Here is a 14767-nt window from a genome sequence, read left to right as displayed (position 1 = left end):
CGCGGCACGAGCGAGGTCACACGGGATGGACTTCAACCTCTGGGAGATCACCGCGCTGGTGGTCCTCGCGATCATCGTGTTCGGTCCCGAGAAGTTGCCCGAGCTCGCCCGCAAGGCGGCGCGCGTCCTGAGCTACCTGCGCCGCATCGGGAACGACGCCCGTGGCCAGCTCCGCAAGGAGCTGGGCGACGACTTCGCCGACATCAGCCTGGCGGACCTGAACCCCAAGACGTTCGTGAGCAAGCACCTGCTCAGCGGTGAGGAGGTCGAGGACCTCCGCCAGATCCGGGACGAGGCCCTCTCCAGCGGCACGTTGGTGCGCAACACGCTGGAGGACGCGCGGAACGCGGGTTCGCCCGACGCCGCCCCGGAGGGTGCGAACCCATCGCCGTCGGACGCCGCCGGGAGCGACGGCCCGGACGCGGACAGGGTGGTGCCGAGCAGGGTTCCGTTCGACCCCGAGGCGACGTGACGCGTGCGATAACCTTCGCACCGTGAGTGGGTTGCCTTCCTCGATCTTCACCTCGCGCATCAAGGGCCTTCCCGTGCTGGACGCCAGTGGGGACCAGGTCGGCAAGGTCCGCGACGTGGTCGTGCAGAACCGCGCGAACGCGCGTTCGCCACGGGTCAAGGGACTCGTGGTGGAGCTGTTGCGCCTTCGGAGGGTGTTCCTGCCCATGGAGCGCGTGCACTCCATCGACGCCCAGCAGGTCATCATCTCGGGCGTCGTCAACACGGTCGCGTTCCAGCGCCGGGAGTACGAGTCGCTCGTCTTCGAGGACCTGTTCGACAAGAAGGTCAACTGGGGCGGCGCTCCGGCGACCACCATCTACGACGTGGCCATCATGCAGACCCGCGCCCGAGGCGCGTGGGAGGTCGGTGAGGTCGCGCTGCGCGAGGTGACCAGCCGCTCCCCGTTCGCACGGGGGCACGTGGTCATCGTCGACTGGACAGAGGTGCCCGACTTCTTCGTCGACTCGGGCCAGGGCACCGACCAGGTGTTGGCGCAGCTGTCCGAGATGAAGCCGGCAGACGTGGCGCGCGAACTGCATGAGATGAGCCCGGAGCGCCGGGCCGAGGTCGTCGAGGCGCTGGACGACGAACTCCTCGCCGAGGCCCTGGAGGAGATGCCGGAGGCGGAGCAGGTGCGCGTCATCCAGACGATGGACACCGAGCGGGCGGCCGACATCCTCGAGGAGATGGACCCCGACGACGCCGCTGACCTGATCGCAGAGCTGACCCCCGAACTCGCCGAGACCCTGCTCGAGCGGATGGAGCCCGAGGACGCCGAGGACGTCCGGCTCCTGCTGAACTACGACGCGGCCACCGCCGGTGGCCTCATGACGCCGGAGCCGGTCGTCCTGGGGCCGGACGCCACCGTGGCCGACTGCCTGGCCCTGCTGCGCAACGAGGAGATCACGCCGGCGCTGGCCGCCCTGGCGTTCCTGTGCCGTCCGCCCCTCGACACCCCCACCGGGCGCTACCTGGGGGCGGTCCACATCCAGCGGCTGCTGCGGGAGCCCCCGTCCGTGCTCGCCGCCGGCCTCGTGGACGGGTCGATCACCCCGCTCCACCCGCACCACGACGTCGCCTCGGTCAGCCGCTACTTCGCGACCTACGACCTGGTCTGCGCGCCGGTGGTCAACGACGCGGGCCTGCTGGTCGGTGCGGTCACCGTCGACGACGTGCTCGACCACATCCTCCCCACCGACTGGCGGGGCCTGCAGTTGGCCGAAGGGGTGAGCGATGGCCCAGCGTCCGCCTGACCGCCTCAACACGCCCGGACGCCACCGGAGGTGGTGGCCGAAGATCAAGTTCTCCGAGGACGCGTTCGGCGCCTTCGCCGAGGGCTTCGCCCGGTTCATGGGCACCGCGCGGTTCCTCATCTGGATGACGGTGTTCATCATCGCCTGGACCATCATCAACAACATCGCGCCGCACCTGCTCAACGACCCCTTCCCCTACATCTTCCTCACCCTGTTGCTCTCGCTGCAGGCCTCCTACGCCGCACCGCTGATCCTGTTGGCGCAGAACCGGCAGGAGGCCCGGGACCGGGTCACCGCCGAGCGCGACCGGGAGGTCGCGGCCCAGTCGCGGGCCGACATGGACTTCCTCGCCCGCGAGATCGCCTCGTTGCGCATGCGGATCAACGACATGCCCACCCGCGACTTCATCCGGGGCGAACTCCGCGACTTGGTGGAGGAGCTCAGCCGCGATGATGACCCGGCGCCCGAGGCGCCGAAGCGGGACAAGCGGGACAAGCGGCGCACGGAGCAGTGAGGGCCGGGGTGTCCCCCGTTCGCCCTCGCCCTCGGGCTCGCGGCGAGCACCATTCGACGCCGCGCGTGTCCGGCGTCCACGCAGGGCAGCATGTGGGAGACGCCCACGAGGCTCAGTAAGGTGGGGCCCATGTCTGTCGAGAGCCTGAACGCCGCAGTGTGGGACGTGCTGTCCCGCGTCAACGACCCGGAGATCCACAAGCCCATCACCGAACTCGGCATGGTGGAGAAGGTCGAGGTGGACGAGGACGGGTTCGCCCGGGTCAAGGTCCTGCTGACGATCTCGGGGTGCCCCATGCGTGGCACCATCGAGCACGACGTGCACGCGGCGCTGCAGGGTGTCGAGGGCCTGACCGGGCTCGACCTCGACTTCGGTGTCATGTCGGACGAGCAGCGCGACGAACTGAAGACGAAGCTCCGCGGGGGCGTGAAGGAGCGGGCGATCCCGTTCGCGAACGCGGACAACCTGACCCAGGTGCTGCTCATCGCCTCAGGCAAGGGCGGGGTCGGCAAGTCGTCGATCACCGTCAACCTCGCCCAGGCGCTGGCGGCCCGGGGCAAGAAGGTGGGCGTGCTGGACGCCGACATCTACGGCCACTCGATCCCCCCGATGCTGGGCATCGCGGACGCCGACGTCACCGGCATCGACGACATGATCCTGCCGGTGCCCGCCGGTGATCTGAAGGTCATCTCCATCGGCATGCTCAAGCAGTCCCGCGACCAGGTGATCGCGTGGCGCGGGCCGATCCTCGACCGGGCGCTGCAGCAGTTCCTCGCCGACGTCTACTGGGGTGACCTCGACTTCCTGCTCGTCGACCTGCCCCCGGGCACCGGCGATGTCGCCATGTCGTTGGGCACCAAGCTGCCCAACGCCGAGGTCATCGTCGTGACCACCCCGCAGCAGGCGGCGGCCGAGGTCGCCGAGCGGGCCGGGACCATGGCGTCCATGGTCGACCAGAAGGTCATCGGCGTGATCGAGAACATGGCCTACCTCGAGTCGACGTGCCCGCACTGCGCCGAGACCCACCGCGTCGACCTGTTCGGGACGGGCGGCGGCGCGCGCGTCTCCGAGGCCCTGACGTTGCGCCTGGGCTACGACGTCCCGCTGCTGGCCGAGGTTCCGATCGACCCGGCCATGAGCGCGTCCGGCGACGAGGGCGTCCCGCTGGTCAGGACCCATGCGGACAACCCGGCTGCCCACGCACTGACCGGCCTGGCCGAGAGGCTCGCCACCCGCAGGCGGGGCCTCGCGGGTCGCAAGCTGAACCTCGTGGTGAGCTGAGCCCACCCGTCTCGCCCCCCGTGTTGCATTTCCGGGTGGAACAACCCCAAGGATCCTTGGGGTTGTTCCACCCGGAAATGCAACACGGGGGGCGAGTTCAGACTCAGGCCTCCTCGACCACGAACGCGATCGGGGTGCCGAGTTCGACGGTGCGGGAGACGGTGCAGTCGCGCTCGTGGGAGGCCTTGATCGCGGGCTCGATGCGCGAGCGGGCCTTGTCGCCGTCCGCGTCCTCGGCGAACCGCAGGCGGAACGTGACCGTGAGGTCCTCCATGTGGTTGCCGCCCTCCGTCATCTTGCGGCCCGAGGAGACGACCTCGAACACCTCCGGCTCGGCGCGACGGGACGTCATCACGTCCACGTCGACGGCGGTGCACCCGCCGATGGCGGCGAGCAGGAGTTCGACGGGGGAGAAGTTGCCCTCCCCGCCGATCTGGATGGTGGCGCCCCGGCCGTTGGTGGCCACGTACTGCATGAGGTCGCGGCGGGTGAGGGTCACGGTGGTCGCTGGTGCATCGCTCATGAGGCCATCATGCCGGGCGCACCTCCCGCGCGCAGTGCTCACGCGGCGCTAGGCTGCGCAGATGGACGCCGCGACGCGCACCCGGATCGAAGGGCACTGGTCCCGTCGGTTCGGGGTGCCCGTCCCAGGTCTGCTCCCGGTCACGGTGGCCGCCTCCGGACGCCCCCATGACGCCGCGCTGGTGCTGCTGCTGGGCGACCACGCCTACGTGGACGCCCCGCTCGCCCGTGTCGCGCAGGTGGCGGAACTCGCCCTGGCCCACGAGCCGGGAGCCCTCGTCGACCCCGCCACGTGGGAGCCGCTCGCGACCGGCCCCGTCCTCGGCCCCGCCGACCACTTCTGGGCCGACCACACCACCCCGTTGACCTCCTCCGCCGTCCTGACCGAACCCGAGGATCGCGAGGAACTCCGCCCCCTCGTGTCCGCCGCGGAGTGGAGTGAGGCAGGCTTCGACAAGACGCCGCAGGCCAGCTTCGGCGTCATCGAGGGAGACCACCTCGTCGCGGCGTCCGTGCTGACCACGCTGTGGGGCTGGCCCGTCGACGTCGGCGTGCTCGTCGCCCCGCAGGCCCGAGGCCGAGGCGTGGGTGTCGAGGTCGCCGCGGCGGCCCTGGCGGCCGGCGTCCAGAAGTCCGGGTTCGCCGCGTTCCGGGTGGCACGCACCAACATCGCCTCGCGTGCTGTCGCCCAACGGCTCGGGCTCACCGCCCACGGCGTCAACCTGGCAGTCCCGCTCGCCTGAGGGCGACTCTTTCGAATCCCGGGTCGACTGTTGAAATCCGCTGTGTCGGAGTGGCAGGCCCCTCGGGCAGCCCGCTACGTTGCCAAAGAAGACGCACTGTCCTGATGCGTCCGCAGTGAAGACGAAGGGGTCCTATGCACGAGGAAACAGTCGACGACGGCCGGAAGGTCGGTCATCACGAACGAGTGGACGACGACGGCGGCCGGGTCGCCAAGTGGAAGATCATCGGGCCGGGCATCGTGGTGGCCGGAACCGGCGTGGGTGCGGCCGACATGGTGGCGACCCTCGTCGCCGGCTCACGCTACGGCTACCTGTTGCTGTGGGCGGTCATCGTCGGTGTGATCCTGAAGATCGTCCTGGTCGAGGGTGCGGGACGGTACTCCCTCGCGACCGGCTACACGATGTTCGAGGGCTGGCGCCGCCTGGGCAGGTGGACGACCTTCTACTTCGCGCCGTACATCGTCATCTGGGGCTTCGTGTACGGCGCCAGCGCGATGTCCTCGACCGCGCTGCCGCTGGCCGCGCTGTTCCCGCAGGTGCCGCTGAAGGTGTTCGCCATCGTCACGGGCATCGTGGGCTTCCTGCTCGTGTGGTTCAACCGCTACGCGATCGTCGAGAAGGTGACCGCTGCGCTGGTGGGCGTGATGTTCATCACGATCGTCGCGCTGGCGGCCATCGCGACGCCCAACATCCCGGCGATGCTCAACGGCCTGATCCCGCGGCTGCCGGATGATCCCAACGGGGTCATGTACACCCTCGCGCTGGCCGGCGGGGTCGGCGGCACCATCACCCTGGCTGCCTACGGCTACTGGCTGCGTGAGAAGGGCTGGTACACGCCCAAGTGGATGAAGGTCATGCGCATCGACAACACGATGGCCTACGTCGTGACCGGCATCTTCGTCGTGTCGATGATGATCGTCGGCGCCGAGGTGGTCAGCGCTGCCGGCGTCAAGCTCAGTGCCGGCGACAAGGGCCTGCTCGACCTCACCACCGTCCTTGAGGCGCGCTACGGCGTGGTGGTCGGCAAGGCCTTCCTGATCGGCTTCTTCGCGGCGGCGTTCTCGTCCGTCATCGGTGTGTGGAACGGCGTCTCCCTGATGTTCGCCGACTTCATGGGTCGCATGCGCGGTCTCGAGGAGGGGCACCCGGACACCCGCGTGGGGGGCAAGTACTTCAAGTGGTACCTGCTCTGGCTCACCTTCCCGCCCATGATGCTGTTGTTCCTCGACCAGCCGTTCGGCCTGATCATCGCCTACGGCGTCCTCGGATCCCTGTTCATGCCGTTCATGGCGATCGCGAACCTCGGCCTGCTGAACGGACGACACATCCCGAAGGAGTGGCGCAACAGCCTCGTGCAGAACATCGCCCTCGGCATCACGGCGCTGCTGTTCGGCATCCTGGGCGTCTACCAGCTCTGGCAGGCCATCACCTAGTCACGAGTTCGGACCGGAGCCTGGAGGGGCGCCCGCGGATGCGCGGGCGCCCCTCCACGCGTCAGTGGGCCGCGCGCCGGGTCGCGTGGGCGGTGACGAGGACGGCCAGCAGGATCCCCACCACGGACGCCGATCCGGTGGCGAGCCACGTGAGCTGCCAGCCACCGACGAGCGTGGCCAGTGAGGCCACCAGGGGCGGGCCCGCGAGCTGTCCCAACGCCGACCACTGCATCATCCAGCCGACCGTGGTGGAGATCGTGCGCTCGCTGGGGGCCAGGCGCGGCGCGATCGCGAACAGCGTGCCCGGCACCAGACCGCCGAATGCCGAGAACAGGAGCGCGCCGGAGTACTGGACGAGGGGAAGCCCCGACGTCGGTGAGGCGAAGGCCAGGACCGCACCCAGCGCCATCGCGGTGAAGCCGGCCAGCAACGTGGTGCGTGGCCCGACCCCATGGTGCAACGCGAAGCCCGCACCCACGTTGCCGACGACGTTCGCCAGGGCCACGAGTGCGGCCAGCACGGCGACCGTCGCGGGCCCCCAGCCTGAGGCGGCGTAGACCGACGGCAGGAAGCCGATCACGGCGAGCCACTGCAGGGAGTAGCACGCGAACGTCAGGGCGAGCAGCCAAGGGGCGGGGTGGACCAGGGTCTGCCTCGCGCGGTTCCCCACCGACAACGCAACCCCGTCCGCGGACCCACGGTGCGCCGGGTCGGCCGGCACACGCCACCGGACGAGAAGTGCGGCCACCGCGGAGGCCGTGGCCGTCAGCCACCACCAACCCGGCCAGCGCCACACGTCGATGACGCTGGCCCCGACCAGCAGGGCGCCGGCGGCTCCCACCGGGATGAAGGCGGACCAGAAGCCCAGCATGCGGGTCAACCGGTGTGGGGTGACGAGCCGCCGGACCAGCGCGGGAGCCGGCACCGTGGCCAGCAGGAACCCGATGCCCTCGACCGCCCGCAGCACCAGCAGGACGGCCTCGTCCGGCGCGAAGCCGCCCGCGAAACCGGCCGCACTGAGCACGCCCAGGCCCACCAGGTGGCTGCGACGCAGGCCGAAACGCTCCACGAGCAGACCGACGAACAGTCCCGTCAGGGCGCTGGCCAGGAGCACCAGCGAGAGCAGGAGCCCGGAGGTCACCAGCGAGACCCCGAGGTCGCGTTGCAGCGCCGGGATGGCGGGGGAGAGCTTCGCCACGTGGAGCGCGGCACTGACTCCGCCCAGGATGACGAACCAGGCGGATCCGGGAGTGGGTCGGGCGAGGGTCACGCGCGCACCTTAGCGGCCCCACCGCCGGGCCCGTCACCCTAGGCTGGGCGCATGCCCCGTCCGACCCGTCCCTCCCGCGTCCGCCGCACGGTGCTCGCCGTGCCCGGGAGTTCCGACCGCTTCATCGCCAAGGCCCGCGACCTGCGCGTCGACGCCCTCTTCCTCGACCTGGAGGACGCCGTGGCCCCGGCCGTCAAGGAGCAGTCGCGCCGCCGGATCGTCGACGCGCTGAACGACCCGGCGGGGTTCATCGCACCCACCGTCACCGTGCGGGTCAACGACTGGTCGACGCCCTGGACCTTCCGCGACGTGGCCGAGGTCGTCGGCGGAGCGGGCGCGCGCATCGACTGCCTGGTCCTGCCCAAGGTGACCGCCGCGTCCCAGGTGGTCGCCCTGGATCTGCTGGTCACCCAGGTGGAGCAGGGGGCCGGACTCGTCGTGGGCGGTATCGGCATCGAGGCGCAGATCGAGGACGCCGTCGGTCTCCTCCACGTCGCCGAGATCGCAGCCGCCTCACCCCGGCTGGAGAGCCTGGTGTACGGGCCCGGCGACTTCATGGCATCGCTCGGCATGGGCGGGCTCAACGTCGGCGCCCAGCCGGCGGGCTACCCGGCGGACGCCTTCCACCACGTGCTGATGTCGATCCTCGTCGCGGCCCGCGCGCACGGCCTGCAGGCGATCGACGGCCCTTACGTGGCGATCCGCGACGTTGCGGGGTTCGAGGCGTCCGCGGCCCGGGCCGCCGCGCTCGGGTATGACGGCAAGTGGGTACTCCACCCCCTGCAGGTCGAGGCGGGGAATGCCGCCTTCTCGCCGCGCGTTGAGGATTTCGAGCGCGCGCACCGCATCGTGGACGCCTATGCGAGGGCCGCGTCGTTCGACGGCGGGGCCCGCGGTGCGATCGTGGTCGATGACGAGATGGTGGACGAGGCAGGAGTCAAGCTGGCCGGGGCGATCGTCGCTCGCGGGCAGGCCGCCGGCATGGGGGCAGGAAGGGAACACCGATGACACAGCAGAACCCGATCGCCGGAAACCAGGCGCTGTTCCGCTTGGAGTACCCACAGTCGCTGGGCGTGTACGCCACCTACGCCGAGGCCCAGAAGTCCGTCGACCACCTCGCCGACCAGCACTTCCCGGTGGGCAACCTCGCGATCGTCGGCACCGACCTGCGCCTCGTGGAGCGGGTCACCGGACGCCGCACGTGGGGCACCGTCCTGGGCCAGGGCATGATGAGCGGCCTGTCGACCGGTTTCATCGTGGCGATCTTCATGATGATCCTGTTCCCGAGCCAGAACTTCTTGGGCCAACTACTCACCGCGCTGGTCATCGGCGTGGCGATCGGCCTCCTCTTCGCCGTGCTCGGGTACGCCGTCAGCCGTGGCCAGCGCGACTTCACGTCGGTCACGCAGACGATCGCCACCAAGTACGAGCTCCTGTGTGAGCACAAGGTCGTCGCCCAGGCGCGCGAACTGCTGGCGCAGGCGCCGGGTGCGCGGGCGTCCCAGTTCAACAACCCGACGGGGCCCCAGGGCCAGCCGTGGCAGCAGGGCCCCCAGTCCCAGCCGTGGCAACAGGGCGGCCAGGGCCAGCCGTGGCAGCAGGGCCCGCAGCAGCCGTGGCAGCAGGGCCAGCCGCCGGGGCAGCCCTGGCCGCAGCCCGGACAGCAGGGCCAACCCCAGCAGCCCGCGCCGTGGCCCGGCCCGGGCCAGCAGCAGCCCGGCCAGCAGCCGTGGCACCCCGCCGACCCCGATGGTCCTTGGCGTCCGCCGTCCTCGGGCTCCTCGGAATCGGGTCCGTCGGAGCGCTGAGCCGACCGACACGAACGCGGTTCCTCGCCGGGGCGAGGAACCGCGTTCGTGGGTTTCGGGGGATCAGGCGTCCAGCATGGTCCCGGCGAGGAACTCCGCATAGGCCGGCAGGTCGAGTTGGCCCGAGCCGGAGACGCCGATGAGGATCACCGGCGAGGTGCCGTCCTCGGTGGCCTTCTTCGCCTGGGCGATGGCTCCGGCGATGGCGTGGTTCGACTCCGAGGCCGGCACGATGCCCTCGGCCCTGGCGAACGTCACGCCGGCCGCGAACGCCTCGCGCTGCTTGACGGCGGTCGCCCGCAGCAGGCCCTCGTGGTAGGCGTGCGAGACCAGCGGCGCCATGCCGTGGTAGCGGAGGCCGCCGGCGTGGACCGGGTCGGGGACGAAGTCGCTGCCGAGCGTGTACATCTTGAGCAGCGGAGTCATGCCGGAGGCGTCGCCGAAGTCGTAGCGGTACTCGCCCTGGGTCAGCGACGGAGCGGCGGCCGGTTCGCAGGCGACGATGTCGACGCGTGCGCGGCCCTCGAGGTTCTCCCGGATGAACGGGAATGAGATGCCGGCGAGGTTCGACCCGCCACCCGCACACGCGAACAGGAAGTCGGGCATCTGCTCGCCGAACTTGGCCAACTGCTTGAGCGCCTCCTGGCCGATGACGCTCTGGTGCAGGGCGACGTGGTTCAACACGGACCCCAGCGAGTACGAGGCGTCCGGATCCTTGACGGCCTCCTCGATCGCCTCGGAGATCGCCATGCCGAGCGAGCCGGTGGTGTCCGGGAACCGCTCCCGCAGCGCGCGTCCGGCCTCGGTCTTGTCGGACGGGCTGGGAGTGACGGACGCACCGAAGGTCTCCATCAGGATGCGGCGGTACGGCTTGGTGTCGTACGTGTTGCGCACCTGCCACACGTCGCACCGGAGGCCGAAGACCTGGGTCGCGAACGCCAGCGCGGCGCCCCACTGGCCGGCGCCCGTCTCGGTGGTCAAGCGCTTCCGGCCGGCGAGCTTGTTGTAGTACGCCTGCGGCACGGCCGAGTTCGTCTTGTGCGAACCCACCGGGCTCTCGCCCTCGTACTTGTAGTAGATGCGCGCGGTCGTGCCGAGCGCGGCTTCCAGGCGGCGGGCGCGGTGCAGCGGGCTGGGACGCCACAGGCGGTAGATCTCCTGGACCGCCTCAGGGATCTCGATCCACCGCTCGGTCGACAACTCCTGCTCGATGAGACCGTCGGGGAAGAGGGCGCCCATGTCCGCGGCGGTCAAGGGCTCCTGGGTGCCCGGGTGCAGGTGCGGGGGAGCGGCGGTGGGGAAGTCCGCAGCGATGTTGTACCAGTGCGTGGGGATGTCGTCCTCGTCGAGGAACACCTTTGTGGGTTCGGCCATGGCGCAACTCTAGGGGCGCCGCACCGGCGCCCGGGGTCATCTCGACGCGCTTCCTACAGCCATCCGCGCCTGGTGAAGAAGACCGCGATGCCGATGACGAAGGCCGCCATCACCCCCAGCACGATGAAGTACCCGTACTCGGAGTGGAGTTCGGGCATGTTGTCGAAGTTCATGCCGTAGATCGCCCCGATCGTGGTGGGGACGGCGAACATCGCCACCGCCGCCGAGATGCGGCGCATGTCCTGGTTGTCCGACAGCGACACCCGGGTGAGTGCTGACTGGATGAGCGCGGTCAGCACCTCGTCCAGCGCGGCGGTCGACTCGCGCGCTGCCGTCAGGTGGTCGGAGACCTCCCGGAAGTAGGCGCGCGCCTCGGCGGGCACGTTCGGCAGCCGGTCGCTCTGCAGTCGCTGCAGGGGCAGGGCCAGGGGCATGAGGCAGCGCTTGAACTCGATGAGCTCACGCTTGAGGTGGTAGACCCCGTCCACGTCCGTGCGGACATCGGGGGCGAACACCACCTCCTCGACGGCGTCGACGTCCTGCTCGATCTCGGTCACCGTCTCGGTGAAGTCGTCCACGACATGGTCGAGGATGGCGTACAGGATGCGCCAAGGGCCCTCGGCCAGCTCGTGGGGGGTGGCCTCGAGTGCCGCGCGGATGCGGTTCATGAACGGACGGCCGCCGCGCCGCGACGTCAGCACGAACCAGGGCCCGACGTAGGCCATCACCTCACCCGTCGACACGATCTCCGAGGTCGCGGTCAGGGTGCGGTGGGGGACGTAGTCGACCGTGGAGACGACCATGAACAGCGAGTCGTCGAAGATCTCCAGCTTGGAGCGGGTGTGCCCCTCGACGGCGTCCGCGGTGGCGAGCTCGTGCAGGCCGAACATCTCTTGGAAGGCCCGCATCGTGGGGTCATCGGGATCCTTGAGCCCGCACCAGACGAACCCCCGGCCGGCTCGGGCCTGCTCGGCGGCGAAGGCCAGGTCCGGCTCGGGCTGCACGACGCCATCCACGTACCAGTGCCAGCCCATGTGTGCGCGGTCAGGATCGTCGCGAGGCAGGTCCAGGCGTTGCCGGACCGCCTCCCAACCCGCAGCGCCGGCTTCCGTCATCGACCCAGCCGCTCGGCCATCCACGCCTCGACGTCATCCGGGTCGCGCGGGAGCGCCCGGGACAGGATCAGCGGCTCGCCGTCGGTGATGACGATGTCGTCCTCGATCCGGACGCCGATGCCGCGGAACTCCTCCGGCACGAGCAGGTCGGTGGCCTTGAAGTAGATGCCCGGCTCCACGGTGATGCACATGCCCGGGCGCAGGGTGCCCTCACGGTAGAACTCCTTGCGGGCCTGGGCGCAGTCGTGGACGTCGAGGCCCAGGTGGTGCGAGGTCCCGTGGACCATCCAGCGGCGGTGCTGCCCGCCCTCGACGGGGTCGAGGGACTGCTCCACGGAGACCGGGAGGATGCCCCACGCGTGCAGGTGCTCCGCGACGACCCGGATCGCGGCGTCGTGGACCTCGTGGAAGGTGCGCCCGGCACGGGCGGCGTCGATGCCGGCCTGCTGGGCGGCCAGGACCGCGTCGTAGACCTTGCGTTGGGCCGGGGCGAACCGGCCGTTGACGGGCAGGGTGCGGGTGACGTCCGCGGTGTAGAGGGAGTCGACCTCCACGCCCATGTCGAGCAGGACCAGGTCACCGTCATGCAGGTCGCCGTCGTTGCGGATCCAGTGGAGGGTGTTGGCATGGTCGCCGGCCGCGCAGATGCTGCCGTACCCGACGTCGTTGCCGAGGTGGCGCGCGTGCAGGGCGAACACACCCTCGCACCAGCGCTCGCCACGCCCCTTCGCCACGGCGGTGGGGAAGTCCGCCGCCACGGCCTCGAAGCCGACGGTGGTGGCATCGCAGGCCGCCTGCAGCTGCGCGATCTCGAAGTCGTCCTTGATCAGGCGCAGCTCCGACAGCATGACCTCGAGTTCGTCGTCCACCCCCGGGTCGAACTCGACGCCGTGGGCGCGGCGGAGCTCGTCGAGCAGCTGGGTGATCCGGTCGTCGACCCGGCGGACCACACGGGTGGGGATGCGGTCGTTGTGGGCACTGAGCGCGGCGGGGAGGTCGACCAGCGCCGCGCAGGGCAGCCCGGTCAGCGCCCCCATCTCCTCCAGCGACTCGCGCTGGCCCACCCACATCTCGCCGTAGCGGGCGTCGGCGTAGAACTCGGGGTCGGTGCGGGGGGCGCGCGGCTTGAAGTACAGGGTGGCCGTGTGCCCGGCGCTCTCGACCCCATCGGGGTCGTCGCCCCCCTCGGCGAAGACGGGTTCGAGCACGAGGACGGCGTCCGGCTCGCGGTCGGCGCCCAGCCCCGTCAGGTGGGCGAACGCCGAGTGCGGCCGGAAGGGATGGTCGGTGTCGTTGCTGCGCACACGCAGGGTGCCGGCGGGCACGACGATGCGCTCCCCGGGGAAGGCCGCGCTGACCGCGTCACGCCGGGACCGGGTGTGCTCGGATGCGGGGAGGCGTGCGGGCAACTCCTGGGGATAGGGGGCCCAGTCCTGGGGGATGAACGCGACGAACGCGTCCGAGAAGGGCGTCTGCCGGTTGGGCAGCTTCGAGTCCTTGTTGTCCATGGGTCTCCCTGTGCGTGAGCAAGCCGCAACCCACTCTACGCGGGGCGGCCCTCAGCTGTTCCAGCGCAGGACGGCCCAGGACTCCTTCTCGCGACCGAGGATCGACACGGACGCCACCTCCAGCGGGAAGGCCTGCCCGAAGATGAGGGGGAAGTCGAGCCAGCACAGCGCCAGCACGCGGGAGGCGTGACCGTGCCCGAAGCAGATCGCCTTCTCCACCCCCGATTCGCGGACCCGATGCACGACGCGGGTCAACCGCTCCCGAACCTCGTCGTGGGTCTCGCCACCGGGGACGCCGTTGAACCAGAGGCGCCACCCCGGGTGGTGGTTCGCGCGGATCTGCTGGGAGGTGAGCCCCTCGTACTCCCCGTAGTTCCACTCCGCCAGGTCGTCGGTGACCTCCGCATCCTCGAACCCCGCCAGGTGGGCGGTCTTGCGGGCGCGCAGGCGGGGGCTGGAGAGCACCAGCCCGAACTCGGACGGGTCGAGCTTCTCGCGCAGGGCCCTGGCCTGCTCCACGCCCTTCTCGGTGAGGTCGAGGTCCGTGTAGCTGGTGTGCTGGCCGGACCTGCTCCACTCCGTCTGTCCGTGGCGGACGAGGTACAGGATCGTCATGCGCCTCATCCTGTCACCCCGTGCTGTGCGAGCGCTGCGGTATCGTGCGGATCACGCCGTCGTCAGGAGGACCGGAATGAAGGCTGCCGCCGAGGCGCAGCGCAGGCTGCTCGACCTGCAGGCCAGTGACACCGCGATCGCCCAACTGGACCATCGGCGGGCATCCCTGCCCGAGACCACGCAGGCGCGCGCCCTGCAGGCCGATCGGGCCCGCGCCGCCGAGCGGGTCATCGCCGCCGAGACCATCGTCTCCGACCTCCAGGCCGAGCTGGACAAGGCCGAGTCCGATCTCGGTCCGGTGCGGGAGCGCCTGGCGCGCAACGAGAAGCGGGTGGCGGACGGGTCGATCACGGACGGCAAGGCCCTTCAGGGTCTCCTGGACGAGATCGAGCACCTCAGGCGCCGCATCGGTGAACTGGAGGATGTCCAGTTGGACGCCATGGACCGGCTCGAGACCGCCCGCGAGTCCGCAGAACGCGCCGCGGAGGCCAAGACTGAGCTGGAGGACAACCTTCGGGCCGTGCTGAAGGCCCGCGAGACCAAGTTGACGGAGATCGCGGCCGAACGGGGCCAGCGCGAGGCCGAACGCAGCGCCATCGCCGCGGCTGTCCCGGCCGACCTGCTGGCCCTGTACTCGCGCATCGCCGAGAAGTCCGGCGTCGGTGCCGCGCTGCTCCACCAGGGCCGCTGCAGTGGCTGCCAGCTGGAGGCCAACGCGTCCGACATGAACCGCTACCGCGCGGCGGCCGAGGACGAGGTCCTCCGCTGCGAGGAGTGCAACCGGATCCTGGTCCGCACCTCCGAGTCAGGGCTCTGAC

At 70.4% G+C, this 14767-nt stretch carries 14 protein-coding genes and 1 pseudogene; 9 read left to right on the top strand and 6 right to left on the bottom strand.

The annotated features are described in order from the left end of the window. Positions 1-25: 25 nt before the first annotated feature. The 4 genes from AC5YDA_RS01915 to AC5YDA_RS01900 all read left to right on the top strand — a co-directional run bounded on the left by AC5YDA_RS01915 (position 26) and on the right by AC5YDA_RS01900 (position 3561). Positions 26-472 (top strand): sec-independent translocase, encoded by a 447-nt coding sequence (locus tag AC5YDA_RS01915; RefSeq protein WP_496188210.1) that lies wholly within the window; start codon positions 26-28, stop codon positions 470-472. Positions 473-494: 22 nt separating this feature from the next. Then, the gene (locus tag AC5YDA_RS01910; RefSeq protein ID WP_496188209.1) at positions 495-1766 is read left to right on the top strand and encodes a magnesium transporter MgtE N-terminal domain-containing protein; all 1272 of its coding nucleotides are present in this window, start codon (positions 495-497) and stop codon (positions 1764-1766) included. After that, positions 1747-2280 (top strand): DUF1003 domain-containing protein, encoded by a 534-nt coding sequence (locus tag AC5YDA_RS01905; RefSeq protein ID WP_496192726.1) that lies wholly within the window; start codon positions 1747-1749, stop codon positions 2278-2280. Before AC5YDA_RS01910 ends, AC5YDA_RS01905 begins: the two co-directional genes overlap by 20 nt. Before the next feature lie 129 nt (positions 2281-2409). After that, the gene (locus tag AC5YDA_RS01900; protein ID WP_496188207.1) at positions 2410-3561 is read left to right on the top strand and encodes an Mrp/NBP35 family ATP-binding protein; all 1152 of its coding nucleotides are present in this window, start codon (positions 2410-2412) and stop codon (positions 3559-3561) included. A 103-nt stretch (positions 3562-3664) separates the two neighbouring features. Here the strand turns inward: AC5YDA_RS01900 and AC5YDA_RS01895 are convergent, their stop codons facing one another. Next, positions 3665-4084, bottom strand: a complete 420-nt coding sequence (locus tag AC5YDA_RS01895; protein ID WP_496188206.1) for an OsmC family protein — start codon at positions 4082-4084, stop codon at positions 3665-3667. 61 nt (positions 4085-4145) lie between these two features. Here AC5YDA_RS01895 and AC5YDA_RS01890 point away from each other — a divergent pair, with 61 nt between their 5' ends. Next, positions 4146-4826: a GNAT family N-acetyltransferase gene (locus AC5YDA_RS01890; RefSeq protein WP_496188205.1), complete on the top strand. Its 681-nt coding sequence runs from the start codon at positions 4146-4148 to the stop codon at positions 4824-4826. Positions 4827-4960: 134 nt separating this feature from the next. After that, entirely contained in the window at positions 4961-6259 is a 1299-nt protein-coding gene (locus AC5YDA_RS01885; protein ID WP_496188204.1) for an Nramp family divalent metal transporter, read from the top strand. A 61-nt stretch (positions 6260-6320) separates the two neighbouring features. Here the strand turns inward: AC5YDA_RS01885 and AC5YDA_RS01880 are convergent, their stop codons facing one another. Further along, complete coding sequence (locus AC5YDA_RS01880) at positions 6321-7529, bottom strand: MFS transporter (protein ID WP_496188203.1); 1209 nt, start codon at positions 7527-7529, stop codon at positions 6321-6323. A gap of 51 nt (positions 7530-7580) precedes the next feature. Here AC5YDA_RS01880 and AC5YDA_RS01875 point away from each other — a divergent pair, with 51 nt between their 5' ends. Together AC5YDA_RS01875 and AC5YDA_RS01870 are read left to right on the top strand one after the other, a co-directional pair. Beyond that, positions 7581-8537 carry an HpcH/HpaI aldolase/citrate lyase family protein gene (locus tag AC5YDA_RS01875; protein WP_496188202.1) on the top strand — a complete coding sequence of 319 codons (957 nt, stop codon included), beginning with the start codon at positions 7581-7583 and terminating at the stop codon, positions 8535-8537. Continuing rightward, positions 8534-9037: pseudogene (locus tag AC5YDA_RS01870) on the top strand (YflT domain-containing protein); the annotation flags it as partial. The gene AC5YDA_RS01875 and the pseudogene AC5YDA_RS01870, both read left to right, overlap by 4 nt. 363 nt (positions 9038-9400) lie before the next feature. Here the strand turns inward: AC5YDA_RS01870 and AC5YDA_RS01865 are convergent. From AC5YDA_RS01865 to AC5YDA_RS01850, 4 genes are read right to left on the bottom strand one after another with little or no spacing between them, the layout of a single operon-like run. Continuing rightward, entirely contained in the window at positions 9401-10711 is a 1311-nt protein-coding gene (locus AC5YDA_RS01865) for a TrpB-like pyridoxal phosphate-dependent enzyme (RefSeq protein WP_496188201.1), read from the bottom strand. 53 nt (positions 10712-10764) lie between these two features. Beyond that, on the bottom strand, positions 10765-11826 hold the full coding sequence (locus tag AC5YDA_RS01860) for a magnesium and cobalt transport protein CorA (RefSeq protein WP_496188200.1): 1062 nt from the start codon (positions 11824-11826) through the stop codon (positions 10765-10767). Next, positions 11823-13334 (bottom strand): aminopeptidase P family protein, encoded by a 1512-nt coding sequence (locus AC5YDA_RS01855; RefSeq protein ID WP_496188199.1) that lies wholly within the window; start codon positions 13332-13334, stop codon positions 11823-11825. The genes AC5YDA_RS01860 and AC5YDA_RS01855 overlap by 4 nt, the downstream gene beginning before the upstream one ends. A gap of 51 nt (positions 13335-13385) precedes the next feature. Continuing rightward, entirely contained in the window at positions 13386-13949 is a 564-nt protein-coding gene (locus AC5YDA_RS01850; protein ID WP_496188198.1) for a histidine phosphatase family protein, read from the bottom strand. Positions 13950-14025: 76 nt separating this feature from the next. Here AC5YDA_RS01850 and AC5YDA_RS01845 point away from each other — a divergent pair, with 76 nt between their 5' ends. After that, positions 14026-14766 carry a zinc ribbon domain-containing protein gene (locus tag AC5YDA_RS01845; protein ID WP_496188197.1) on the top strand — a complete coding sequence of 247 codons (741 nt, stop codon included), beginning with the start codon at positions 14026-14028 and terminating at the stop codon, positions 14764-14766. Position 14767 lies beyond the last annotated feature (1 nt).

The sequence above is a fragment of the Propioniciclava sp. LT294 genome, from assembly GCF_059516005.1.
Note: the sequence above shows the minus strand (reverse complement) of the source record. Positions and strands in the feature narration are given on the sequence as shown.